Source organism: Paenibacillus violae (genome assembly GCF_032461945.1).
Classification (GTDB): Bacteria; Bacillota; Bacilli; order Paenibacillales; family NBRC-103111; genus Paenibacillus_E; species Paenibacillus_E violae.
The window spans coordinates 492,842-519,264 of record NZ_JAWCUD010000003.1 but is presented as its reverse complement, the minus strand read 5'-3'; the positions used below and the strand labels follow the sequence as shown (position 1 = coordinate 519,264).

At 44.8% G+C, this 26,423-nt stretch carries 18 protein-coding genes; 16 read left to right on the top strand and 2 right to left on the bottom strand.

Annotation, left to right across the window (positions count from 1 at the left end; all coding sequences use genetic code 11):
- The first annotated feature begins 40 nt into the window (after nucleotides 1-40).
- The 7 genes from RQP52_RS13455 to RQP52_RS13425 all read left to right on the top strand — a co-directional run bounded on the left by RQP52_RS13455 (nucleotide 41) and on the right by RQP52_RS13425 (nucleotide 8,337).
- Nucleotides 41-958, top strand: coding sequence for a family 43 glycosylhydrolase (locus tag RQP52_RS13455; RefSeq protein ID WP_315952097.1), 918 nt, complete (start codon nucleotides 41-43; stop codon nucleotides 956-958).
- 281 nt (nucleotides 959-1,239) lie between these two features.
- Complete coding sequence (locus RQP52_RS13450) at nucleotides 1,240-2,550, top strand: extracellular solute-binding protein (protein ID WP_315952095.1); 1,311 nt, start codon at nucleotides 1,240-1,242, stop codon at nucleotides 2,548-2,550.
- Nucleotides 2,551-2,610: 60 nt separating this feature from the next.
- The gene (locus tag RQP52_RS13445) at nucleotides 2,611-3,531 is read left to right on the top strand and encodes a carbohydrate ABC transporter permease (RefSeq protein ID WP_315952094.1); all 921 of its coding nucleotides are present in this window, start codon (nucleotides 2,611-2,613) and stop codon (nucleotides 3,529-3,531) included.
- Between the two features lie 33 nt (nucleotides 3,532-3,564).
- Nucleotides 3,565-4,386, top strand: coding sequence for a carbohydrate ABC transporter permease (locus RQP52_RS13440; RefSeq protein WP_315952092.1), 822 nt, complete (start codon nucleotides 3,565-3,567; stop codon nucleotides 4,384-4,386).
- A gap of 97 nt (nucleotides 4,387-4,483) precedes the next feature.
- A complete protein-coding gene (locus RQP52_RS13435; RefSeq protein ID WP_315952090.1) occupies nucleotides 4,484-6,265 on the top strand; it encodes a cache domain-containing sensor histidine kinase in 1,782 nt (593 codons plus the stop codon).
- A complete protein-coding gene (locus RQP52_RS13430; protein WP_315952088.1) occupies nucleotides 6,258-7,043 on the top strand; it encodes a response regulator transcription factor in 786 nt (261 codons plus the stop codon). Before RQP52_RS13435 ends, RQP52_RS13430 begins: the two co-directional genes overlap by 8 nt.
- A complete protein-coding gene (locus RQP52_RS13425) occupies nucleotides 7,036-8,337 on the top strand; it encodes an ABC transporter substrate-binding protein (RefSeq protein WP_315952086.1) in 1,302 nt (433 codons plus the stop codon). Before RQP52_RS13430 ends, RQP52_RS13425 begins: the two co-directional genes overlap by 8 nt.
- A gap of 220 nt (nucleotides 8,338-8,557) precedes the next feature.
- On the opposite strand, the gene RQP52_RS13420 is transcribed toward RQP52_RS13425, so the two are convergent.
- A complete protein-coding gene (locus RQP52_RS13420; RefSeq protein WP_315952084.1) occupies nucleotides 8,558-9,862 on the bottom strand; it encodes an amidohydrolase family protein in 1,305 nt (434 codons plus the stop codon).
- A 157-nt stretch (nucleotides 9,863-10,019) separates the two neighbouring features.
- Between RQP52_RS13420 and RQP52_RS13415 the strand changes: the two genes are divergently transcribed.
- The 3 genes from RQP52_RS13415 (at nucleotide 10,020) to RQP52_RS13405 (ending at nucleotide 12,226) form a co-directional block, all read left to right on the top strand.
- On the top strand, nucleotides 10,020-10,448 hold the full coding sequence (locus tag RQP52_RS13415) for a MarR family winged helix-turn-helix transcriptional regulator (RefSeq protein WP_315952082.1): 429 nt from the start codon (nucleotides 10,020-10,022) through the stop codon (nucleotides 10,446-10,448).
- 331 nt (nucleotides 10,449-10,779) lie between these two features.
- On the top strand, nucleotides 10,780-11,160 hold the full coding sequence (locus RQP52_RS13410) for a cupin domain-containing protein (RefSeq protein ID WP_315952080.1): 381 nt from the start codon (nucleotides 10,780-10,782) through the stop codon (nucleotides 11,158-11,160).
- A 13-nt stretch (nucleotides 11,161-11,173) separates the two neighbouring features.
- On the top strand, nucleotides 11,174-12,226 hold the full coding sequence (locus tag RQP52_RS13405; protein WP_315952078.1) for a Gfo/Idh/MocA family protein: 1,053 nt from the start codon (nucleotides 11,174-11,176) through the stop codon (nucleotides 12,224-12,226).
- Nucleotides 12,227-12,238: 12 nt separating this feature from the next.
- Here RQP52_RS13405 and RQP52_RS13400 read toward each other — a convergent pair whose 3' ends face one another.
- Entirely contained in the window at nucleotides 12,239-13,048 is an 810-nt protein-coding gene (locus tag RQP52_RS13400) for a helix-turn-helix transcriptional regulator (protein ID WP_315952077.1), read from the bottom strand.
- A 303-nt stretch (nucleotides 13,049-13,351) separates the two neighbouring features.
- On the opposite strand from RQP52_RS13400, the gene RQP52_RS13395 reads away from it, so the two are divergent.
- The 6 genes from RQP52_RS13395 (at nucleotide 13,352) to RQP52_RS13370 (ending at nucleotide 26,302) form a co-directional block, all read left to right on the top strand.
- A complete protein-coding gene (locus tag RQP52_RS13395) occupies nucleotides 13,352-15,145 on the top strand; it encodes a cache domain-containing sensor histidine kinase (protein ID WP_315952076.1) in 1,794 nt (597 codons plus the stop codon).
- A 75-nt stretch (nucleotides 15,146-15,220) separates the two neighbouring features.
- Nucleotides 15,221-16,828 (top strand): response regulator, encoded by a 1,608-nt coding sequence (locus RQP52_RS13390; protein ID WP_315952075.1) that lies wholly within the window; start codon nucleotides 15,221-15,223, stop codon nucleotides 16,826-16,828.
- Nucleotides 16,829-17,029: 201 nt separating this feature from the next.
- A complete protein-coding gene (locus tag RQP52_RS13385; RefSeq protein ID WP_315952073.1) occupies nucleotides 17,030-18,397 on the top strand; it encodes an ABC transporter substrate-binding protein in 1,368 nt (455 codons plus the stop codon).
- 76 nt (nucleotides 18,398-18,473) lie between these two features.
- Nucleotides 18,474-19,358 carry a carbohydrate ABC transporter permease gene (locus RQP52_RS13380; RefSeq protein ID WP_315952071.1) on the top strand — a complete coding sequence of 295 codons (885 nt, stop codon included), beginning with the start codon at nucleotides 18,474-18,476 and terminating at the stop codon, nucleotides 19,356-19,358.
- A gap of 91 nt (nucleotides 19,359-19,449) precedes the next feature.
- On the top strand, nucleotides 19,450-20,187 hold the full coding sequence (locus RQP52_RS13375; protein WP_315952070.1) for a carbohydrate ABC transporter permease: 738 nt from the start codon (nucleotides 19,450-19,452) through the stop codon (nucleotides 20,185-20,187).
- Nucleotides 20,188-20,473: 286 nt separating this feature from the next.
- The gene (locus tag RQP52_RS13370) at nucleotides 20,474-26,302 is read left to right on the top strand and encodes a sugar-binding protein (RefSeq protein WP_315952069.1); all 5,829 of its coding nucleotides are present in this window, start codon (nucleotides 20,474-20,476) and stop codon (nucleotides 26,300-26,302) included.
- Nucleotides 26,303-26,423 lie beyond the last annotated feature (121 nt).

Genomic DNA, 26,423 nt, shown 5'->3' with positions numbered 1-26,423 from the left:
GTACCAATGTATAATTTATCCAGAAAAAGGAGAATGAAAAATGATGTACTATGCTGATCATTCCAGGGGAAAGCCATACGCTAAAGATCCGGCTGTTGTAAAATTTAAAGGAAAGTATTGGATGTATTATTCCATTCCTTCCTATGAAGACGGGCGTCAACCGGACGGCTGGGGCATAGGTATTGCTGTAAGCGATGATCTGGAGCAATGGGAACGCGTTGGTGAAATGACAGCGCAGCATCCTTATGAAATCAACGGAATATGTGCTCCCGGGGCTATTGTATTGAACGGAAGCATTCATTTGTTCTATCAAACCTACGGGAACTTCCCAAAGGATGCGATTTGTCACGCCGTTTCGGAAGACGGGCTGCATTTTGAGAGAAATAAGTCGAACCCCGTGTTTTCGCCAACAGGTGAGTGGAATAACGGTAGAGCTATCGATGCCGATGTTATTATTCACCAGGATAAGCTGTTCCTTTATTTTGCGACGCGCGATCCCAAGGGTGAAATTCAAATGCAGGGTGTGGCAACAGCGCCACTTGATTCTGACTTTGGAGCAGGCGCATGGACTCAAGCTTGTGACCAATCAATCCTTAAGCCCGAGCTTCCTTGGGAGGGGCAATGTATCGAAGCGGCCGCGACGTGTAAGCGGAATGGCAAAGTATTTATGTTTTATGCGGGTGCCTATAATAATTGGCCGCAGCAAATAGGATGTGCGGTAAGCGAAGACGGAGTGCATTTTCAAAGGCTGTTTTCAGAGCCTCTTTTGCCGAATGGCGAACCGGGCAGCTGGAATTCTAGTGAGTCAGGTCATCCATATCTATTCGAAGATGAAGATCAGCGCACTTATTTGTTCTTTCAAGGCAACAACGATAACGGGGAAACTTGGTATTTGTCCTATGTCGAGATTGGATGGGAAGCTGATGGTAACATTCCGGTAATTATCCCTCCACTCTAATTTGTTGAAATGAATGAATACCTGATAGATTTGTCGAATGGTCATAACAAAAAAGCCGTCAAACCCACTGTAGCAGTGATTTTGAAGGCTTTTTCGTTATATGAAATGAATTTCTCCAGAAGCATTCCCCCGGCATCACTCCTTTATTCATTTCTGTTAAAACCTACATACCCAATCAAATTGGCATTTTAGCCTATCAAAGTACCTTTTTTATGCGCAGGGACCGGTGATATTATGAAAGCGTAAACAAACAATATAAACATATCGAGAGGGGTTCCCCAATGAAGAAATGGATTGCTATGTTTTGCGTATGCGCGCTGTTTGTTATTTCAGCTTGCAGTGGCACTAAAACTGCGGCACCGGCAGCACCTGACTCCAAACCAACCCAACCTGCTCCTGCTGCGGCCGGGGAGAAAAAGAAACTGTCGTTATGGTATATAGAAACGGGGAAGCGGAAGGAACTGATTGAGGCAACGATTCAACAGTTTATGAAGGATCATCCCGACGTGGAAGTGGAAGCGGTTCAAATTCCTAATGACCCTTACAAAACGAAGTTAACCGTTGCTATGGGCGGCGGAAATCCTCCTGATATTTTCCATTCTTGGGGCGGCGGTTGGCTGAAACAATTTGTAAGCGCTAACCAAGTGCTGGATTTAACCGGTAAAATCAGCACCGATACCTTTATCCCTGCCGGGATCAGCTCCGCTACTTTTGATAATAAAGTATACGGCGCACCGGTGGCTTTGTCCTTAGTTCCTGTTTATTACAACAAGGAAATTTTCGCTAAATACAATTTGCAGCCGCCTCAAACTTACGACGAGCTGATGACGATTGTAGAAAAGCTTAAAAAGGAGAATATCATTCCTTTTGCGCTTGCAAATAAAACGAAATGGCCTGCTGCTTTGTTGTTCATGTATTATGCAAACCGTCTTGGGGGTTCGGAAATTTTTAACGAAGCCTTTGAAAGAAAAGGACGCACATTTGATGATGAATCCTATATAAAAGCTGGAGATATGATCCAGGAGCTGGTCAAAGCCGGCGGCTTCAATCCAGGGTTTAATGGTATTCAATACGATGCGGGAAATTCACGTCAGTTGATGTATACGGGCAAAGCTGCAATGGAAGTGCAAACCTCCTCGTATATTAACAACGTCCGTACCGAAGCGCCTGACTTTGAGAAAAAATTAGGCATGTTCCCGTTCCCGACAATCAACGGTGGCAAAGGGAAAATTACTGACGTAGTCGGAGGGGTATCACCTGTACTTTCCGTATCTTCCAAAACGAAATATCCTAACGAATCAATTGAGCTGATTAAAGCTTTAACATCCAAGGAGCTGGGACAAAAATTAGCTGATCAAGCTGGCACAATCTCGGCACAGAAAGGTATTACTTACACGGATGCCTTTGCCAAACAATTAAACGACATGTTGAGCAGCGCGACTTCCTTGCAAACGTTCTATGATCAAACGTTGCCATCGGAATTAGCTGAGCTGCATAAAGATACAACGCAAAATATATTTGGCCAGTCCATGACTCCGGCCGAGGCAGCTAAACAAATGGAAGCTAAAGCAAAAGAAGTATTAAAGAAATAAAGTCATTCAAGGGGAGGGATGCCTCCCCTTCTACTATTACACCAAGGAGAGGGGCTTCCCATGAACAGCAATGCCTCGCCACAAAACATACGCCGGCAAAATAAGATACAAAACAGCCTATTTTTATTATGGTTTATCGGTCCGGCGCTGCTCGTTTACTTGATTTATGTGATTTATCCCATCTTTGCTACTTTTTATTACAGCATGTTTAAGTGGAGCGGGATTCAGACTGAAAAAACGTTCATTGCGTTGCAAAATTACGTAACTCTATTGTCGGATAACGTTTTTTGGATGACGGTTTCTAATAATTTACTGCTGGTTATCGCTTCCGTTGTTACACAAATTCCTCTCGGACTCGTTATGGCGCTAATTTTGTTTGCTCCGCTAAAGGGAATGCGGTTGTTCCGAACCGTGTATTTCCTGCCTTTGCTCATGTCAACCGTAGCAGTAGGGATTTTGTGGTCGCTGATCTACGATCCGATGTTCGGCGTTATTAATAAAACGTTGGAGGCTATAGGGCTCGGCTCGTGGCAGAACGGTTGGCTTGGAGATACGAAAACCGCTTTTATCGCAGTTATCATTACTATTTGTTGGCAGTACACTCCGTTTTATATGATTTTGTTCCGAGCGGCCATTTCCGGAATCCCGACGGACATCTACGAGTCGGCTGGAATTGACGGCTGCAGCGGCTTTAAAAAGTTTTGGCATATTACGCTGCCGTTAATTAAACCAACGATTATTACTTCCTCGGTTTTATCAGTAATCGGCTCGTTAAAATATTTTGATTTAATCTTCGTCATGACGGAGGGCGGTCCCTCCAGCAGTACAGAGCTAATGGCCACATATATGTATAAGCAGGCCTTTTCGCAATTCAATATGGGATACGCGAGCTCGATCTCATTTACTATGTTTGTTATCGCATTTGTGGTTGCATTGATCATTTTGGCAGCGGACAGGTCCCGCGCGAAGGCAAACCAATAGGAATATGACATAGATAAAGAAAGGGTGATCACCATGCCTTCCATAATAAAGCATACAGGGCTTTATTTGATCGCGGCCATTCTGCTGGTTTTTACAGGCTATCCATTTATATATATGATTGCAACTTCTGTAAAAACACAAGAGCTGTTTTTTCAAAATCCAACTTCTCTCTGGAGCAACTTTGTGTTTGAAAACTATGCGCTCGTGTTTAAGCTCGGAATCGATCAATATTTTATCAATAGTATATTGATCTCGGTCGCTAGCGTGTTTGCCGTTATTTTATTATCGGCTATGGTCAGCTTTCCCTTGTCCCGCATAAGATTCAAGTTGAACCGGCCTATCTACTATGTATTTCTTGCAGGCATGATGATTCCGGTGCATACCACATTGATCCCGGTTTATCTTCTTACAAAGGAAATAGGATTGTATGATTCGTTGTGGGCGCTATTGGGGCCGTATATTTCATTTAGCCTTCCGGTTTCCATCATTATTTTGACACAATTCATCCAGGAAATTCCGCGCGAACTGGATGAAGCGGCTATCATGGACGGAACCTCGCAGCCGGCATTATTTTGGAAAATCATATTGCCACTGCTTGCTCCGGCGCTTGCGACGATAGGGATCTATAATTTTATTCATATATGGAATGAATTTGTTTTTGGCTTGGTGCTTATCACAACACCTGAAAAAATGACACTGCCGCTCGGATTACGTGCGTTTTACGGTGAGTTTTCCGTTAACATTCCTGGAATCATGGCTACATTGACACTGGGAACCTTACCGCTGCTAATCGCTTATTTTCTTTCCCAGGAAAAAGTGGTCAGAGGTTTATCAGCCGGCGCTGTAAAAGGATAAGTTTCCGACAGGTAAATATAAGTTGTTTGCAAACCATTCCTATGATGTATACTATGGGGTATGGTTCTTTTTGTTAGGAATAAAGGATGTGTTTAGCATGAACAGGATTATAGGCGCCTTGCAATTGAACCGGACAAGAGTGCAAATCTTACTTGGCTTCCTGCTGGTTATGATGGTTGTCCTGTCCATTGCAGGCGGATTGGTTTACCGTTCAATATCCGAGCTGTTGGTCCGCAATACCGAATCCTACGTAGGAGAAACAACCAAGCAGGCCAGTGCCCGCTTGGATGCGGTGCTTGCACAGGTTGACACGCTTAGCTTGCTGCTGATGACGGATGCCCGGATCCAACAGTTATTGTACAAAGTTAAACAAGGAGAAACCGTAACGGTTGACCAAAAGCTGTCCGTTCGGCCTATTTTGATTAATTTGATGACCTTTTCCGATCTCATTCAAGGCATTGAGCTGTACGCGGGCGATGAGCCGTTCTATCCGTTGGAAAACCAAAATTTATTGGAACGCATCGGCCAGGAGGCTGCTATTTTCGCCAATTTGAAAGAGGGGCAGCTTGTATGGGCGGACACAAAGCAAAAGGAGAACGGTCACCTTCTCGCTGTGCGGCAAATCCGGTTGGAGGATGACTATCTGGCTGGAGGAGGATACATTGTCTTCCGAATCAGCGATTCACTTCTTGACTTTTTTAACACGGAGTTCTCTTCAATCAAGGGAAGCACGATGCATTTGTACGACCAGCATCAACAACTTGTCGCATCCAGCTCTCCCTCGCTGCTGACATCGGTCGATCCATCCTTATTGCTTAGCCCGGCTCCGCAGGGAACTCATTCCATCATTAATATACACGGGACGGATTATCTTAAGATTATTCGGCAGTCAACGGAAACCCACTGGTCCATTCTCATGCTTGTCCCTGTAAGAGCGATTACAGAAGGGCTGCTCGTACTCAAGCAGGCTTTACTTTGGTCGTTAATTGTCGGCGTTGTTTTCTGTCTTCTGCTTTTGTGGATACTTTCCAGCTTTATTACAAAGCCGATCCGCAGGCTCAGAAATAAAATGCGCATTCCGTTCCTCGGGCTGCCGCATCTGAATGAAGAGGTCTATTTTAATTTTGAAATGAATGAGTTGAATATTTCTTATAACAATCTTGTCCGGGAATTGCATCAGCTGGTGCAAACGGTTTACGAAAAGGAACGCCTCAAAAACCAAGCGGAAATCAAAATGCTGCAAGCGCAAATTCACCCGCATTTTTTGTTCAACACGCTCGAATCGTTATATTGGACATTGATAGATAAACAAGAGGAAGAAGGCGCCCAGACGGTTATTGCCTTATCCAAGCTGTTCCGGTATACGATAAATGCTGCAGACAAAGATGATTGGGTGAGCTTAACAGACGAAATAGAGCATTGCCAGCGTTATATGGAAATTATGAAATACCGCCTCGGCCACCGCTTAAACTGGCAGTTCCATATCGAACCGCTGACCCAAGAAGTAAAGGTTCCCAAGCTGTTGATTCAACCGTTAATAGAAAATGCGATACAGCATGGGATTGAACCGAAGATTGGAAATTCATCGCTGCTTGTCTTGATACGGTCCGTCGAAAAGGATGGGGAAACCTTGCTAGGTATACAAGTTAAAGATGATGGCGTAGGAATGGAACGGCAAGCTCTTGAAGCACTAATAAACCGATTGGAACCATCCGGCCGGCCGGATACTTCTTCCAAATCAGGCATTGGCCTCTTAAACGTACAGCAGCGTATTAAGCTTTATTACCGCAATCATTATGGAGTTTACATTCAAAGCAGCCCGGAGCAAGGGACTGTTGTGGATCTATATCTTCCTTACGGAGTTGAACGCGATGTCTGAACTTCCTTGTATTCTTATAGCCGAAGACGAGCTGCCTACCCGAAACGGCATTATGAAAGCGCTACAAACTTGGTCGGAAGGAAAAATCAATTTGCAAGTGGCGGAAAACGGGATGGAAGCCTTCCAATACCGAAAAACAAATCCAGTGGATTTACTGATCACGGATATCCGGATGCCCGGTTTAAACGGGATACAGCTTCTCGAAAGACTGAAGAAGGAAGGCTTGCAGACAAAATCCATTCTGCTTACGGGCTATGCGGAGTTTGAATATGCCAGAAAAGCGCTGACTCTTGGCGCGGTGAACTATATTCTGAAGCCGGTCGAATTCCAAAATTTAATTTCGGCCGTAGAGGAAGCCTTTGAAGAGAACAAGCTGTGGAAACGGGGCAACCATGATTCCTCCTTCACTGTACCGCAGGTGCTTAACGATTCAATCCGTAAGTCTTTAGTCTATATTTCTGCCGAGCTGTGGAATCCGTCTCTTGGGATCAAGGATGTGGCCGAGCATATTCATTTGAACCCCAGTTATGTTTCGGTGTTGTTTAAAGAGGAAACCGGCTATACGTTCAGTGATTACTTGACCCGGCTGCGGCTCTTCAAAGCTAAGGAATTACTGCTTGGAACCGATATGAAAATATACGAAGTAGCCGAACGTACGGGGTTCAGCTCTTCTAAATATTTCGTGAAGGTTTTCCGTGAGGCGGAGCTTTTGACTCCCAAGGAGTTCCGCAATGAACATAAAAAAATGATGAATAAGAGCGGGTTCGGCCATGAATAGAACGCATAAGCTAAACCTGTTGATTGCAGCCGTGCTGTTAGTCACTTTATTATTTACTATATACAGCAGGAGGGATGCTCCTAACGTTTCCCAGTCTCCACCGGCAGCGCCTTCTGTTTCTTCGGCCCCGGTAAAAATTACGTTCTGGAACGTCGAGACCAATGACCTTCGACAAGCTTTATTAAATCAAAGCATCCAAGCCTTTAACCAGACTCATAAGGCTGTTCAGATCGTGCCTTATTTTTATGAAGTGGAAACTTATAAAGCCAAGCTTAAACTGTCCATGATTTCTGGAAAAATGCCGGATTTGTTTTATTATTGGACAGGTGAGTCGTTTAAGTATATGGTTGATTCCCAGATTATAGCGGATTTAACCGAGAAAATGCAGGAAAGACCCGCTTTTATGAAGCAGTTTTATCCGGAAGCGCTGCAATATGCTACTTATTATGACCGGTTGTATGGGCTGCCACACACAACCAGTCATGTCGTGTTCTGGTACAACAAACGAATATTCGCTCAATATGGCATTATGCCTCCGCAAACATGGGATGAATTAATGTCGACTGCGCAGCAGTTATTGAACAACGGAATTCCGCCGTTTACCGTCTCCGGCAAGGAAAGATGGCCACTTCTCAATTGGTTCGCCTATTTGTCCAACCGTATGGGAGGCTCGACTCCTTTTCAGCATGCAATAAAGAAAACAGGTGACTTTACCGATCCCGCCTTTTTAGAAGGGGCTCAATTATTCCGCGGTTTGATTACGGCAAAAATGTTCGTGCCTGGCTTTTTAGGCTTGGACGGGCCGAAGGCCGAGGATATTCTTTTAAAAGGTGAAGCGGCCATGTATTTGCAAGGCGATTGGGTTGCGGAAAAAATGCTCAGTAATCCGGACATCGGCTATTTCCGCTTTCCGACGGTTCACGGCAAAGGCGATCCTCAAGTCTACTACGGAGGCTATTCCTCAGGCTGGGCCATTTCCGCTAACAGCAATCGGGATGCGGCCTTTGAGGTGCTTTCATCGATGTTGGGCATGGAAGAGAGAAAGAAGGTTGTTGAGGCGAGCGGGCTGCTCTCTACAGCAAAAGATATGCCTCTTGATAGAAATATTATGAACCCACTCGTATACGATTTTGTTACCTTTATTGAAAAAGATCCCGTCGATTTTTTCGGTTATTATGACCAAGAAATCGATCCTCACAGATCTCAGCTGTTATTGAATGCTGTAGTAACGATGGCCAGCGCGCCTACGATGTCTCAGGAGGAGATCGAGGATTTATTGAAACAGATCCGGTAATCTGTATTGCATTTAAACCCAATATGTCGAAAATGAATATTTGTTATTTGGACAAGTAACTAAAGGAGAACTATTGTTGAATACCACAGTGGCTGCTAATAAGAGAGCAAGGGGTTTGGGCTGTAGGAATTGAAAATACTTTCATCTCCTAAGGTTGTTGTAGAGCAGGGCATTCCTCGAAGTAGAGTGCCCTGCCACAAAAAAATAAAAACAATTAACTTTATTTTTGTACGCCTTTAAACCATATAGCTTTAATAGACAGGGTATCCGAGATATTGGTAGTTGGGTCGCCATTGACCAGTACTAGGTCAGCGCGCGCACCCTCGGCAATACGGCCACGATCATAAAGACCGAACCGGCGGGCCGGTTTCGAAGTAGCCGATTGAAGTGCTTCTATTGGAGTGAACCCGGCTGTAACCAGTAATTGCAATTCATGATGTACGCTGGCTCCATGAGCAAGGCCGCCAAGGTTCGGAACGGGGACGGGGGCGACATCCGTCCCAACCAGAATATCCACACCAGCCCTGTGAAGATCCATTACATTTTTAAAGCTATTTTCTATATTGCCTTGCGGGAAAGTATTAAAGCTTGAGTTCAAAATATCAATCCATTCCAGACTTAATTTGGAATGAACACGTGGGTCATTCGCCAATTGCGATGCTGGGTTCCCAAGAATGGATGAGTTCAAAACCAAACACGGTGTAACAAATACGCCGGAATCGACGATGGATTGCACCAGCTCCGGCGTGTAATCGGGCCTATCGATAAACAGGTGGCCCAATCCGTCTACGCCAAGATTGATGGCGGCTTGGGAAGAATGAGCAGTCAAGACGTGGGCGATGACGATTTTATCGAACTTATGGGCTTCTTCCACCGCTGCTTTTAGAATTTCGTCGCTTAAAACAGGCAGTCCAGGAGCGCCCATGACTGTTCCTTCTTCAATCATAATTTTTACATAGTCGGCTCCATTCTCCACTTGGGTATGCACATGTTTAATCGCTTCTTCCACCGTTGTTACTTGCGGCACTTCTTCGTGATCGTGGGCGTAAGCGGCTAGCATAGCTTCCCGGTCTTCCTTCGATAACTTCTCCAATTCCTTTAATACGAATTCTGGAATCTCATCACCATCTGGCAGCAATTCATCCGGGTGACCTCCAGGAGCGGTGATTGCCGTACCTGCAGAACGGACATCGGCGATGTCATCCATATTTTTCAATTGGATCGCACGTCCTCTTTCTGTAAAGTCACCGTTCATTTCGAGTTCTGTCGTCACCCCGAAACTTAATGCATCCCGTAATCCACCGATGGAAGTATGAACATGCGCATCAATTAAGCCGGGCAATAATGTTGCATCCTCAGCATCGATAATTGTTGCATTCGCCGGAATGTCGCCACCTACTGCAACAATGGTTTCCCCTTTGATGACAATACTCCTTGATTCTATTACTTTTTCTCCATCGAAAATACGCACATTCGTAATAGCAGTAATTTTTTCAGCAAAAGAGCTTTGGACTACATTGTTCATATTGTTATTCCTCCTCGGATACGCCTTAAACACTTCGAAGTATAACTGTTAGGAAACTAACTGTCAATGAACTAATATTTATTTGACATACAACCTTGGTGTTTGTATAGTTTACTTACTAACAGTTAGTTTTCTAATAATATGAGGGGGTACGCTCATGAAGCCTCACAAGAATACGCCTTATCTGGATTTGTTTCAGGTTATTGGGCTTAAGTTAAAGAAAAAGGCGGACGAGAGCATAAAAGAGTTAGGGCTAAACGCTCAACAAGGAAAAATAATTGGCTATATTTATGAGAACCAAGATACTGAATTAATTCAGAGGGATCTTGCTGAGCGGTTTCATCTACGCGGGGCTAGCATCACAGGTATGCTTCAAGGTCTTGAGCAAAGAGGATTCATCGAGCGGAAAATCCCAGTCAATAATGAACGACAAAAAAATATTTATGTTTTGCCAAAGGCCGTTGAATTGATTGAAGACTTTAATGAGTCCTTTCAGAAAGTGGAGGACGAAATCGTTCAAGTCCTTTCCGAGGATGAGAAGCAAATCTTAAAGGAATTGTTGATCAAAATTAATGACCGCTTATAATTGCGCTTGGAATCTCACCCGTGGTTTGAGGTGCTTAATTCAACGAAGAACGATAGTTGAATACCACAGGGGCTGCTATGAAGCAGCTCTTTGTCTTTTCATAATTAAATCGGGTAGATTTACATACTCAAGATAGAGATGAGCAAGATTTATCGGAACTTAGAGGACCGGGACTCCGTTGGGGTTCCGGTTTTTGGTTTTATCAAAATAGGTTCACATCGATTTTTAACAAATGATCATCGCCTTTTTACATTTACAATCCAGTTAGTCAAACCTATCATTAATTTAGCTAAAATGTTCATACAACTCATGATTGGAGAGGAGTTACTTTATGAAAAAAACGGATTTTATTGAAAACAAATCACAACCGTATGAGACTCGTCAAAATTGCCATGGTGGCAAAGGTCCATTTCAACTAAAGGATCTTATTCAAACGGTGTCAACAAGTGAGAAGCTGTACATCAAATTCATTCATGATGATATCATCCCGCCAGGTTCTACCTTCGGCTATCACCAGCATAACAGTGATGTTCCTATGGAAGAGTGGTATTACTGCATTTCTGGCCATGGAATTATGGAGCTTGATGGAAACCAACACGAGATGTCCCCCGGCGACATAAGCGTCTGCCGTGCAAACGGAAGTCACGGTCTTATCAATAACGGTCCCGAGGATTTAAGAATTATTGTGATATATGCTTCAGCAATAAAATAAGGGAGGGATAAGCTTGAGCAAAAGAAAACTTAGAGTAGGTGTTGTCGGATTAACAGTAGGTGCAAGTCATGTTAAAGACTACGCCAGTAGCGAATCTGTCCAAGAAATTGTGTTGTGCGACGTAAATGAAACAAGACTGAAAGAGATAGGCGATAAATATAACATTTCAAAAAGATATACGGATTTCGATAAGATGCTAAAAGAGGAAAACTTGGATGCGATTAGCCTCGCAGTTCCTAACTTTTTGCATATGAAGCTTTCCATTCAGGCGATGGAAGCAGGGGTGCATGTGTTGTGTGAAAAGCCTATGGCAAGAAATGCAGATGAGGGGAGAGACATGCTTGCTGCCTCGATAAAGCACAACAAGAAGTTGATGATTAATTTCAATCAACGTTTTCTACAAGAATGTCATACGTTAAAATCCGTGATTGACGAAGGCAAGCTAGGCGATATCTATTATGTCCGAACGCTATGGCAGCGCAGAAGAGGAGTGCCATGGTGGTATCCGCTTTCATCTGGAAAAGAAATATTCGGCGGTGGAGCTCTTATTGATCTTGGCGTGCATGTGCTTGACCGTGCTATGTGGTTTTGCGGGTATCCAGATCCGGAATGGGTACTTGGAAATACGTTTTGCAAGGTCTCCAAAGAAGAGGCTGCGCGCAAAGGCATTCAGAATTTCGAGCTTGATGACATGGGAGTAGCTATGTTTCGCATGATGGGCGGGTTGATGATTGAGTTGGAAGCATCTTGGGCCAGCAATCGAGAGAACGAGGTGATTACAACACGGATTTATGGCTCCAAGGGCGGTGCAGTCCTGCATAGAGTAGTTGGAGATGGGAACGATTCCTGCAATAAAGTATTTTTAGAAATTGGCGGAGAAGTTCATGACATTCCATTAGAAAATATGAAGACTACTAAGATGCCGAACGTTCGGCAAGCGTTTTTAAATGCCATTATTAATGATGAAGAGGTACCTTGCACGCCTCAACAGGGACTTAAGATCACTCAAATGTTAGATATGGTTTACTCGAGTGCAGCAAATGGCACACCGGTCAAATGGGAATGATGGAAGAAGCCTTCAATTGCGAAATCTGCTAGGAGACATTCCGGTTTTAGATTGAAAAAAACGGGAAAAATTATAGATGTCAGAAAAGCCGCAACTGCCCGCTATGTCCGTGATACTGAGCGTAGACATGCGCAACAGAGTTTTGGCAGTTTCCAGCCTGCAGCGCTGCAGATAAGCGTAAGGCGTAACGCCGCGTTCCTGTTTGAAAATACGAATAAAATGATCTGTCGTAAGGGAAAAGTTCTGGGCAAGTTCGCTCATATCATACTGGAGCTCTGGGTGTCGTTGAAAACCTCGGCATAGCTCATCAATTTTTAATGTATAAACTCCGGCAGGAGTTGGCGTTATGTGTTGATATTCCGTAATGAGTGCTTCTAGCCATATTCTCATTTGCGGCAGGCTATTTCTTTCTTCGGCTAAACGAAAGCGATTAAAAATTTCTAGTACAAAATGATATTGATCAAAATGGCGATGCTCAAGCAAGTCACACAAGATGTCCGGATTACGCAATGTAAAATCTATATAACGCACATCAAGGCTGGCATATTCATTTTGATAGGCGTTGACCTCTTTTTTGTAATTTATAAAAAAAACATCACCAATGCTTAATTTATAAGCGTTCTTGCCCAGCATGATTTGACCTTCTCCACCCCAAATACTCCACAAGGTAAACCCTGGATGACAACCGACGGGAACATGCCATTTCCATTCTGAAACGCAGTGCTTCCCGTAATGCATGGACAGGATCTCCAAATAATCACCTCGTTTGTTAGGTATCGATTTTTCATAAATAATTGTTTCATTTATAAACCGAATCGTCAAGTTGTTTATTATTCTAATTGTTTTATTTCCAGTGCACAGGACTGTATGTATGACATTGGATCACATGCATAAACCAATCAATGGTTAATTCACAATGGTTGGTTTTTTTTGTTCTTTTATATATGAAATTTAGAATTCTAGTCTTGAAACGTATTAAACCTATGCTATTCTTAATAAAGAACCTCCACATAGATATCTTATTTTTAAGGCTCTCTCTTCACATACTTCAGAGCAATCTTCTTACAAAATGGTTGTTTCCAAAATAATTCTTGTCGATTTGAAAAGAAAGGAAGTAATCGCGTTATGAAGGGGTTCTCGAAGTATATAGCCGGGATTTCCATTAAAAACAAAATATTCATAGCGAATATATTAATCATTGTCGTATTTATTTCCACTCAGTCATACTTTGCCAACACGATTTCACAGAATGCCCTTATTGAGAAAGAGATCAATAATTCCTCCCGTGAACTTGTGCTCATCAAAAACAACCTTCAAACCTTGGTGTCTACAATTGAAGACTATTCAAAAATTCTAGCCAGCGACTATCGATTGCAGAACGTGCTTTATAACGATTTTTTATTAAATAATGAGTTGAATGCGAGCAAGCTGGTTGAAGGTTTAAATAACCTTTCGATGAAGAAAACCCTTTCAGAGACGATCAGCAATATTGTGGAGCCTAACACAAAAATCAAGGCGGTAAGCATTCTCACCTCGAATCATCACTGGGTGGATGTCGGATTTGCCGATAACGCATATGCTTCCCGCATATTCGGTGACGGTTATGGAGCAGATGATCGTTTCTATTTACCGACTTGGACAGGCTTGACCAAATTCGGATTCTTGTATGAAGGTGAACACAACGTATTCGCGGTTTCCAAAACGGTTATTCATAAAGATACCGGTAAAATGGTAGGCAGAGTTTTTTTGTATGTGAAAGAAACGACGATTGCTTCAATTTATGAAGGTGAAAATAAGGGTGGGGAATTTTATATCGTCGATTCCGCTGGCCAAATTATTTCCTCACAGAATAAAGCCATGTTATACCGGAATTTCAAGGAAGCCGTCTCCATAAGCATTCCGGAGAATGGTGAAGACACAGCATTTACCCAGGGCAGCGGAAGCAAAGAAATGTTGATATTCACCCAGCGCTTCGAACCGTTGAAATGGACAATTGTAAGCGTTATCCCTATGGATGATATTTCTTCAGATCGGAAACAAATCAATCAATTGATGATTGGGATCGGCGGAGCATGCCTGCTACTAGCGTTAATTGTGTCCTTTTTATTGTCGGGATCGATCACGCGACCCATTTTTCAGCTTGCAAAGACAATGAGAGAAATTCGGACAGGAAAGATGCAAGTCAGAAGCACCTACCAATCAAAAGATGAGATCGGATATTTAAGCGAGGGTTTCAATAACTTAATGAATCGCATTGAGGCGCTTATGGCCGAAAACGTCGAGAAACAAAGGACAAAGGCTGAGATCGAATTTAAATTGCTGCAATCGCAAGTGAAGCCTCATTTTTTGTACAACACGGTTGAAACCATCATTTCGCTCATTAAGCTGGGCTTAGGGAAGCAAGCCATACAGGCGGCCCAATACATGGCGAATTTCTATAAGATCTCGTTAAGTAAAGGTAACGATATCATATCGATAGGTGAAGAGATGCGTTTAACGGAAAGTTATTTGGAAATTCAGCAGCTGCGTTATGTGGAATATATGGAGTATACGATGGAAATTGACGATGAAATTCTGCCGTATTCAATACCGAAATTGACCTTGCAGCCAATCGTCGAGAATGCCATCTATCATGGATTGAAGCTTAAAAAGGAAAAAGGGATCATACGCATTACAGGAAGGCGTTGCGGCAACAATGTGGAAATTGAAATCTACGATAACGGGGTTGGTATGCACCAGAATCAAACCAAGGCGATAATGACAGGATTCAGCGTTTTTGATGAAGCCGGCGGATTTGGGATTAGAAGCGTATCTAATCGGATCCGAATGCTGTACGGGGAAAGATACGGACTGCAAGTTGAAAGCGAATACGGTGTTTATACGAAAATTATAATCATACTGCCTCTTCTTCATCATTAGCTCCTGCTTGCATCCATGAGGCTGGCATTTCTATTATCCGCAAGATAAGGATCGATTAGAATAGGAGGAACGACCATGTACAAGGTGCTTATCGTCGATGATGAATATTACTTCAGGCAAGCCTTGAAGATTTCGTTGCCATGGAGCGAGCTGGGCTTTCAAATCGCGGGGGAAGCCAAAAACGGGGCGGAAGCGCTGGAGTTGATGACCGAGGTAGAGCCTGATGTCGTGTTGGTCGATATGAATATGCCGATTATGGATGGATTGGAGTTTATACATAAAGCCAAGGAGCATGACCAGAAAACAAAATTTCTGGTGTTGTCAGGTCACAGCGAATTCGTGTATGCCAGACAGGCCGTGCAATTAGGCGTTTTTAATTACGTGTTGAAACCTATTAACGAAGAAGAACTCCAAAGCTCCTTACTTGATATAAAGGAATTGATACGGACGGAGCGTCTTGGCAAGCTTGAGTTGGACGATTTAAGAAAGCAGGCGAGCGAAGGCTTGTCTGTCATGAAGGAGCAAGTGCTGAACGGTTGGCTGCAGGGCAACGGTATCTCTAGATCCAGTTCCGAGTGGGATCCATTAAATGATTTGGGAATAAAGTTGGAAGGATTGCATTATCGGGTAATTGTCGTCGATCTGGATTCAAGTGATGAGAGGAATCTTGAGGAGGATATGCGGATACGCAAAGCCAAGCTGCAAGAAATCGCTCAAAATGAGATGCAGAGCTCCTTTCAGTGTGTCGGCTGTCATGATCATGATGCTCGCCTGGTTCTGATCATAGGATCCCCTGACGGCATCTTCATCAAGCTGGAAACGATTTGCGAACAGATTCGATTGAGCGTAGAAAAGGATTTGGGCTGTACGGTAACGATCGGATTAGGGAATGGCTGCGAAACGTTTGAGTCGATTTCGGTATCGTATAAGGAAGCGTTAATCGCCTTGAAGCAACGGTTTGTGTGGGGGGGCAACAAGGTGTTCGCACACGCCTTGATTGCGGAAACCGGGATAAAGGTCGGATTGTTCTCGGTGGAAAAAAGAAGCGCTTTGCTGATGTTCATGCGAATCGGGAACATGTCCGAAACGGAAGAATGGCTCTCGCGTTTTTTTCATGATATTCGGGTCCAGAAAGCTTCTATGGAAATGCTGCTTCTCGCCGGAATCGAAATCGTATCCACATGTCTGGAATTTTTGGCCGAAGCGTCGCAAAGCTCTGAAGATGTCTTCCGAAATATGACACATCCCGATTTGATACAACACGTTCAGCGGATGAAAACCTTCAACGAGTTGGAGGACTGGATACGTGCTTTCATTCTAAAGGCCATGGATCATGTGCATAGTCGCAAAACCAATAGAGCCGTCAAAGTTATAGAGGAGGTCAAATCGTATATTTCGAAGCATTACGGCAACGAAGAATTGCGAATTGAAGATATCGCAAAGAACGTTCATATGAATTACAATCATCTTTGCTTCGTGTTCAAAAAAGAAACGACCTTTACGATCAATGACTACCTGACCGAAATACGGATTATTAAAGCAAAAGAACTTTTTGATCAGGGAGAGAAGGTTATCCAAAATGTAGCGAACCGGGTGGGATATGCGGACGCCAACTATTTTAGCAAATGCTTCAAAAAACAGATGGGAATCACGCCTAGCAAATATGTGAATCAAATCAGTTAGCCTATACTTCCATGAAGACGTTAGGGGGAAAGTGAAAACTTTGCCTATAACGTCTATTTTTTACCGTTAATTTTACTACTGGTCCGAGAATAATCTCTGTACTAAAATTGGCAATATTCGTAAAATTAACTCGAGGTTGATACCGCTTTCAAGATCTGAAGTCAATCTATTATCCGCTTTTACAAATAGGGGAGGTAAACAATGAAAACGAAGTCAAAGACAGCAGCTATGTTCCTTATGGCAAGTACTCTTCTGGTTGCAACGGCATGCAGCAGTCGGGAAGAAACGAAGTCCAACCAGCCGTCCGGCAATCCGTCGCCCTCGGCAACAAGCAAGGAGGATAACAAGAGTACTACGAAGACGGATAGCAAAAAAACCAAAATGAGAGTCATAACGATTACGACGGACGAAAATCGCAACAAAATTATGGAACAATTTATCAAACCGAATATTGCTTCAGCACTTCCCAATCTTGAAGTCGAGTTTGAGCCCGGCGGCGGCGGCGAGGATATGGCCAACAAATTGAAGACGTTAAATGCATCTGGGGATATGCCGGACGTATTCTGGAATGATGCGGGCTACTTTACGCCGTTGAAGAGCACCGGCAGCATTCTGGATTTAACACCTTATATTACGAAAGACGGTTTCTTAGGCAAATACGCGGTGCCGGATGCGTTAAAGCATGTAGATAACGGGATTTACAGCTTGTCTTCCGGAGCGGACACGTATTTCACCCCTGTCATCTTCTATCATAAAGATATGTTCGAGAAAGCCGGGGTTAAAGTGCCAACTACATTTGATGAGTTGATTCAAATCTCAAAGACGCTCAAGAGTAAAGGCATGGTACCGGCTGTAACTCCTGGCAAGGACGGGTGGGGACCGAAGCTCTTTATGCTGCAGCAAATGATTCAAACCGGAGATCCGCAGGCGATGGCAGACCTTGTCAGCAACAAAACGGACTTCAACAATCCATCCGTTAAGGAAGGAGCGGCTCGCATCGAAAAGCTGGTCAAGGAAGGCGTATTCCCAGACGGAATAGCTAATTTGGATTACGGCCCAGCGATGGAAATGTTTACGTCCAAAAAGGCGGCCATGTTATGGATGTTTACTTGGGAGCTGCCCAACCTAGCAAAAGACGAAACAGTTGACTTCTTTCCATTTCCAAGCGCCAGTGATAAGTATAGCCCTACAAAGAACGTACAGTTCTGGGGTTCTCCGGTTAACGGTTATGCGGTCAACGGCAAAACCAAGAACCCGGAAGAGGCCGTCAAGCTTGCCGAATTTCTAGCCATGGCGGATGCGTTATACTTTGAATCTACCGGTGCTCCTATATCTTTGAAGACTGGAAACAAGGCAATGGATAGGAGCCCGCTTATGCAGAAGTTCGTTGACTGGTACAATCCGATTCCTAATAAAATCGCATCCTGGGCTCTTAATTCGCTAGATGCGAAGACGTCTGCTGAAATATCTACGCAAGGAGCGAATTTATTAACGGGCGAGTACTCAGCAGATAATTTTAATGTGGCTATGAACAAGATCTGGAGCGAAAATACGTGGTTTGCCAAATAAAAAATAATTGAATAGCTAAATCCCCTTGTGATAGATCCAAGGGGGTTTAGACACAAATTCAATGGTGGAGAGAGCGATGAACAAGTACTTTAGCACCAAAGTGTCTATCTTTGTGTTTGCTTTTCCGGCATTGCTGCTGTTTACCTTATTCTGCGTATACCCTTTGCTGCCGGAGATCTGGATGAGCTTGCATAAGCATGACGGGTTTAGAAATTTGGGTTTTGTTGGTTTGAATAATTACAAAGAAGTGATATTATCCCCATCCTTTTGGACCGCTCATAAAAATACGTATCTTATTGTAGCCATCTCATTGTTACTGGGACTCCCCTTATCCATGATGCTTTCGCTTTTTATGGATGCTCAGACACCGAAGTTTCGTCGATTCTTCAAGACGGTGGCGATGTTCCCGGCGATCTTGTCGGTCACTGTTGTTTCACAGATTTGGCTGGCGTTTTACGAACCCAATTGGGGCTTATTTAACACGATTCTCAACTCATTAGGGTTGAGCTCTTGGACACATTCGTGGTTGACGGAAAAGAAAACGGTCATGCCCAGCATCGGTTTGACATTCCTGTGGCAATATATTGGACTGAACGCGATGCTGTTTTATACAGGAATCAAGACCATACCCAAGAGTTACTATGAAGCGGCATTGATCGACGGAGCTAATTTTGTTCAAGTTTGTTTACGAATTACGATCCCCTTGCTGCAGAATGTAATCAAATACGTGCTTATCCTGTCTACATTAGGCTCAATGGCATTTTATTCGCATGTACGAGTCATGACGGCAGGTGGCCCGGGAGATCAGTCCAGAACGGTCATCTACCAGATGTATTACACGGCATTTGATACTTCCGAATTTGGCAAAGGTACTGCGATCGCCGTTATCTTTATTCTGGAATGCCTTTTGATCTCCTTTTTCATTCAAAAGTTCGTTGCCAGAGAAAAACTGGAGTTTTAAGCTGGAGGGGAGCTTTCTGAAATTATTAAGTCGAGTGTTTTGGGTAGCTATAGGATGCACATTTCTGTTTCCTTTGTATTGGATGGTAACGATGTCGTTGAAGTCCAAAAGCGAAGCTTACAAAAATCCTTTTGGGTTACCGTCTTCCTGGGACTGGCTGAACTTTAGCGAAGCGTTGTCCAAATATCATTTTTATACGTATCTCGAGAACAGCGTGATTTATACCGCAGGCACAATCGTCATTACGTTGATAACTGGCAGCATGCTTGCTTATTGCCTCAGCCGCATGCAATGGAGATTCAATTCCGCGATGCTGTTGTATGTATCTATGGGTTTAATTGTCCCAATCGAAGTCGTCGTTATTCCTTTATTCCAGCTGGTTAAATGGATGCATATCAAAAATAGTTATTTGGGTCTTATCTTGCCATATTCCGGCTTCGCCATTGCTTCCTGCGTACTGATGCTGTATGCCTTTCTCCGGTCTTTGCCTAATGAGCTGGAAGAAGCGGCATGCATCGATGGAGCGAATGTCTATCAAACGTATATTAAGATCATATTTCCAATCGTAATGCCGGCGCTCGTGACGCAATGCGTTCTTATATTCATTCGAATCTGGAACGAATTTCCGCTTGCTTTTATTATTGCTTCCAAAGATCAATTCCGGCCGCTTACGGTAGGACTGCTTGGATTCTTTGTCAATGTGGGAGTTGCGGATTGGGGGCTCATCGGCGCGAGTATGCTGCTGTCCAGCTTGCCTATGATCATCGTTTATTTAATAGGCAACGAAAAGATCGAAAATGCATTGACTGCAGGCGCAATTTTGAAGTGAGGAATGTGAAGCAGGGGAAGGGACGCCAGATAAGGTGTCCCTTCTCCATGTCTGCAAGCTAACGCAGCGCGCTATATCTTTTCAAAATTGTCCCGAGAATTTTCCTTACGGTCCAATAATAGTCTCTGGGAATATTCGTACAGACTGATATCATAAAAGTATCAATTGACAGCGCTTCCATTGGTAGTTATAGAACAGCTCAGTCGGAATCTGCACAGAGAATTCGGCACTAATACCGCTTAAGCGGTAATGTGTATAGCACTTTACTTATATCCAAGGAGGTTTTATGAAAGTGAGAAAAAGATCACTCATTTGGATTCTGACTTTGGTAACGGTATTTTTCACGCTACCATTTTCAGGATCGGTATTCGCAGCTGACAGTGCTTCAATTGCAACTGCGGCTGGCAGTACGCCAAGTGCAACTATCTATGTTGCTACAAATGGCAATGATACCACTGGTGACGGAACGCAAGGAAAGCCGTACAAAACGCTTGCCAAGGCAAAATCCGTAGTAAGGACTCTGCCTAAGACCGGCGGGGATATCGTCGTTCAAATTGCAGATGGATTTTATTCGCTTGATGAGACCTTGGTTTTTAACAAGGATGATTCGGGAAGTGCAAGCAGCACGATTCGTTATGAGGCGGCGCCGGGTGCGAAGCCGGTAATTAGCGCGGGTGAAATGTTGGGAAAAGGCGTATGGACAGAAGCTGTTGGCCTTACTCAGACTGGCGGTTTGACGGCGTATAAAACGACCCTGAACCGGAGCGATAAGTTGCGGGCGATTTATGTCAACGATAAGAGAGCCAACATGACGCTGAGCTCGCAAATCGTTTCGGCCAATAGAACCGTCACTGGCACCCCCACAGCCAGCTTTACCACTGCCAATAACTCTTGGGCGTGGCAGAACGGCAGCAACATCCGGGCAGGTATCGTATTCGATGCCAGTGTAGGTCTGACGACGGCAACGAAAAACCCCCAAAACATCGAAGCCGAAAGCACGGGCGGCTCCACCGCTAGATGGGCGAGGCCTTTTATCACCTTCGCGTCGATCGAACAAGCGCCGGCAGCCAGCAACAAGCCCGGCGGTGTCATGCTCCGGTTCCAGATGCCGTATGGGGCGATTTCACAGTCTTTGAGCAATAACACACAATACAATCCAGGTAACAATCAAGTCATCCGCAACGCTTTCGAGTTCTTTAACAAACGCGGAGATTTCTATTTCGACCAGGCGGAAAGTACGCTTTATTACATCCCGCTTGAAGGCGAGGATATCAATACCGCCGAAGTGGTCATTCCAAAGCTGGAGACGGTTCTCGACATCAGAGGGATCCCTGTAGGAGATCGGTTGAACCCTGTTGCGGGCTCGGATGATGGACGTGTCAAAAACATAACCTTCAACGGGCTGAAGTTTGCCCATACCGATTACAAACTGACTGAACTGACGGGCACATATACACTTAGCGACGGATCCGGTCCGGTAACGACCAGTTCCCACGGCTATGCGTCCGTTCAGGGCTCTATCGTGAACAAAGTTTACTTCCCCAGCAGCATAAACTGGCATGAGACTTTCTACCGAGGGTATGACATACCGCCGGCAGCGGTAATGATCAACGCAGCAAGGAACATCAAAGTGCTCAACGGCGAGATCGGGCTTACCGGATTTAATGGCATCCATGTAGAAAACGATGCCAAGGATATCGAAATCTCGGGCAACTATATCGTAGATACGCTCGCTTCCGGCATTGTAATCGGACATCCGCAGCATATCTATGAAAACGATGTGGCGATTACGCATGAATCCAGTGCTTCGGTCTCTGGCACGCCAATAAGGAACTGGGCCGGCGTTGATAAGGAAAAATTTACGGCGGGTACGGAAGCCGTGCCGGAGAATATTTATATTACAAATAACTTTTTGTACAGAACCTGCTACGGATTCCCGGGCGCTAACGCACTGGCTTCTTTCTACACAACTAATATGCAGGTACTGCACAACTACATTTATGACACCACTTACGGCGCCATGAGCATCGGCTGGGGTTGGGACGAGTATGATGGGTTCGGCTTTACCGCTCAAGGTACCAACAAGACCGGCGGCCCTTACCATGGTACGAATGAAACGAGCATCGCAAGGTCTCCAGCAATATCTACGACCTCCAGGAATAACAAAATAAACTATAACCGGATAGAGCAAATTTGCACGGTAGTTAACGACTCCGGAGCCATTTACTCATTGGGACGGCAGGGAGATCCGGGTAATTTGCCAGGCGGAGGGACATGGGACACCATCAACACCGTCTCCCCTTTGACAAACGATCCCGTCACGAACAAAAATAGTAACTGGAATTCTGACAACTGGACGAATTTCACCGAGATGAACTACAACTTCCTTAACCCGAATCCAACTGACAAACCCACGGACTCCAACAACTGGATGAACGGGTTCCATCCCGACGAAGGCAGCACGTTCATCAAGATGATAGGCAACGTTGTGCAGGCAAAGCTCTCTTATGCCGTGGGGCAGAGCCGTCTTATTGAGTTTAACAACTGGAAGCGCAAAAGCGATATGATTATGGTCCAAGGTTACGTAGACGGGGATAACAACCAGAATGGCGCCCCCAGGACTACTTATGACAATTACAAAAGCACAAGCCGCATTTGGCCACTTAAGGGTAACGAAATCGTTTTGAATTCAGGCCTTACCAACGAATACACGAAGATGATCCCAAGGAGCCTCATTGCCGATACCGAGTTTGAGCTGGCTTCCAACGTCATCATGGGTAAAGGTGAAAAGCTGAACCGCAGGGGTCTGCTAAAAGCTCAAGACACAGTTTGGCTCGCGCCTGCGAACACAACTGTTTTTAATGAAGGCAATACGATGACAAAAGCTGCCGGCGACGTAAAGTCAATCAACGCTCCGTCTGCCGCAGGAGAATACAAACTATATATCAAATATGGAGACGGCAGAGAAACGGCCACTTCCAAGTATACGGTATACGTCGATGCGAGCGGTTCAGCAACCAATGTGGAAAATGGGAAAAGCTACGAAGTTTCAGCGGTACGGCCGCTTAAACTGACTTTGAGTAATGATTACACCTTTACGCTTAACGGCAAGCCTGTGGCGAATGGGTACGAAATCGGCACCGAAGGAAGCTGGACCTTGGTAAGCAGCACTTCGACGCCTGCAATAACCATCAACTTTACCACCACAGTATCGGTGGCGAATAGGCTGCTCCCGGCTGACGTGTCAGTAGCCCCCGGCGGGAAAGTCAGGTTTGCGTACGATTTGGACGACGCCACAAAACAGATATGGATTTCCTCATCAAGCGACGGGAATTTTGTTGAAAGCGACAAAGAAACAATGGCCTCCGGCAACATGATAGAAATAACCGCGCCAAAATTGCCCGGTCCATACATTATTTATGTACGGTCGAAAGAAGGCGATGTTCTCAGCCTGTCGCACGCTCGTGTAGTGGTGCGCGATATGACGCCTGTCGATATTCCTAGAACTGGTCTTGACTTATGGCTCAAGGCTGATGAGGGCGTGGAACAAGATAGCAGTGGCAACGTGACTGGATGGACAAATATGGGAAGCATCCCGGCGAAGCTTGTCCCAGCGAACGTCCCCGGTAGCGGTGGCGATAATCTTGGAGCACCAACCGGCAACCCCACGCTAAAGAACGATGGATACGACTATGTAGATTTCGCAGCGATGTCAAGGCCGCTAAAAGCTGCAGGTTTTAAAAATTATAACGGCAGTACGCAGATGACGATATACGCGCTGGTTAAACCAACAACCACAGCCAACAACTCCAGTGACCAAAATGGTCTTGTTTATTTCGGAATGAACGAGGCTTACCAAACTTGGGCGGCTAACAGCGGTTGGAGCGGTATTAATTTGGGTGTAGGAACAAACAGAGTTAACATCCGCTTTGGTAACACGGATGGCAGCGTATCGGGCGGCGGGCAACAAATTACAACAACAGCCACTAACGGTTTGGCCAGCGTTCGGGCGCAGCTAAACGGAACCAATAGAGCCGTTTTTGTTAATAACAATGTCATCGGCACTGGAACCAACGCTAAAGCGCTTTTAGGGAACAGTTCGGATCTGGGCGTAGGTTACACGATGGCAGCTGCAACCCCCTACCGCTTCCTGGGCGGAGTCTCGCAGATTCTCATCTACAACAGGGTGCTGACAGCTGACGAAATTACGAAAGTAGAAACATATTTTAACGATGTCAAAGCGGGCCGTGGTGGACCTGCGAATCCAATTGTCTCAGCGGTCGACAAAACCTTGCTGACTGCCTTGATTGAGGCCGCCAATAACAAGGACTCTAACATCTATACAAGCAATTCATGGAACACTTTTGCAAGCGCATTAAATGACGCCAAAACTGCCGCCTCAAATGGCGAGATCGGGCAGGCAGTAGTGGACAATGCCTATTATGCGCTGCGTGACGCGATCAAAGCACTTCAATTGGTACCTAGCGGAGTTGGGACCGCCGTATACGGAACGCCTGTTCTTGGCGGGACCGAGCTCGACCCGCTCTGGAATACGACCGCCACGCTGCCGATTCTTAAGCATCTGACAATGGCGAACGGTCCGACGGACGGCTCAGGTAAAGTGCTATGGGACAATAATAACCTGTATGTACTGGTGCGTGTAAAAGACCCTGTGCTGAACAGCAGCAGCAGCAACGCGCATGAGAAAGACTCAGTCGAGATCTTTGTGGATGAGACCAACAGTAAACAAACCACCTACGGCACAGGTATGGGACAATATCGAGTTAACTATCTGAATGAGAAAAGCTTCAATCCAGGCAGTATCAGTGCGGGTTTTGAGTCTTTTGCCAAAGTCGTGGATGGCGGCTATTATATTGAGACTAAAATCCCTTTTAAGGCAAGTGTTCCTGCAGCTAATCGTGTCATTGGATTTGATTTACAGATCAATGATGCGAAAGCAACAGGTGGCCGTCAGGACATTATCATGTGGAACGACGTGACCGGGCAGTCCTATAATAACGGTTCACAATGGGGTGTGGTTACTCTTCTGGGCGAGCAGAAGCTGACGGTGGCCGGAGCGGACGGAGCGACCTCCATCACGACGAAAGACGGCACGCTGCAAATGTTGGCGGGAGTGCCTGTCATATGGTCGGTAACCGCAGAAGACGGTTCGGAGACGAATGCGGCGATCATCAGTGAGACGGGATTGCTGTCTGCTAAAAAGAACGGTGTCGTGAGAGTAACGGCGCAAGCCATCGGTTCCAGTCTGAAAGGCAGCACGCTGATCTCGATCAGCGGTCAAGAAGGCGCAGTGCTATCAGGACCAACAACCGTTGATGGCGGTAAAACCTTTGATGTTGATTTCAGTTTGGCTGGTTCTGGGAAAGATGTCATTGCGCTAGATACTACGTTTAATTATGATTCGGATAAGCTGGAGTTTGTATCCATGGACTCGCTCCAGGATAATAATTTCAAACTGGTTGGCGAAGTTAAATCGGATGGCAAGATTAGAACTATCGCGGCTAATATTGGAAATACGGATATGGCGAATGGATTGATTAGGCTTAAGTTTAAAGCTATTGCAAAGGATAATTCACAGATTGCTTCAGTTCGCGTCACTCAGTTAACGGTCGCTAATGGCGTGGGCCAAGAAGCAGAATGGGCTGGTGCAACTTACGCAGTCCAAGTGAATAAGTTGGATAAATCGGGCTTACTGCGTCTGATTGCGGAAGCGCAAAGTGCGCACGATGCGGCAACTGAAGGCGCATATCCTGGCCAATATCCATCAGGCTCGAAAGCAACCCTGCAGGCAGCAATCAATGCCGCTCAAGTAGTGGCGTCGACTGAGGGAGTAAGCCAGGCTGAAATTGAAGGGGCGATCCTGAGCCTGAATGCGGCACTGCAAAGCTTTAATAATTCAATAATTAAAGCTATCGATGGAGATTTCAATAACGATAATAAAGTAAGTATTGGTGATCTTGCCATTATTGCTTCTGCTTATGGTAAAAAGAAAGAAGATTCAGATTGGAATCAGTACAAAGCGTTGGATTTGAGTGGCGACGGCACAATTGACATCGTTGATATCTCGATTCTGGCTCGTGAAATTTTGAATTAATAACATGTAAACAAAGAAATGGTGGCCTTAGTTGAAGTTAACTTTGGGCCGCCATTTCTTTGTTTTGTGCTTCTTATTTGATGGGGAAATGGGGAGATTCTGGAAACGCTCAGCCTGTAGG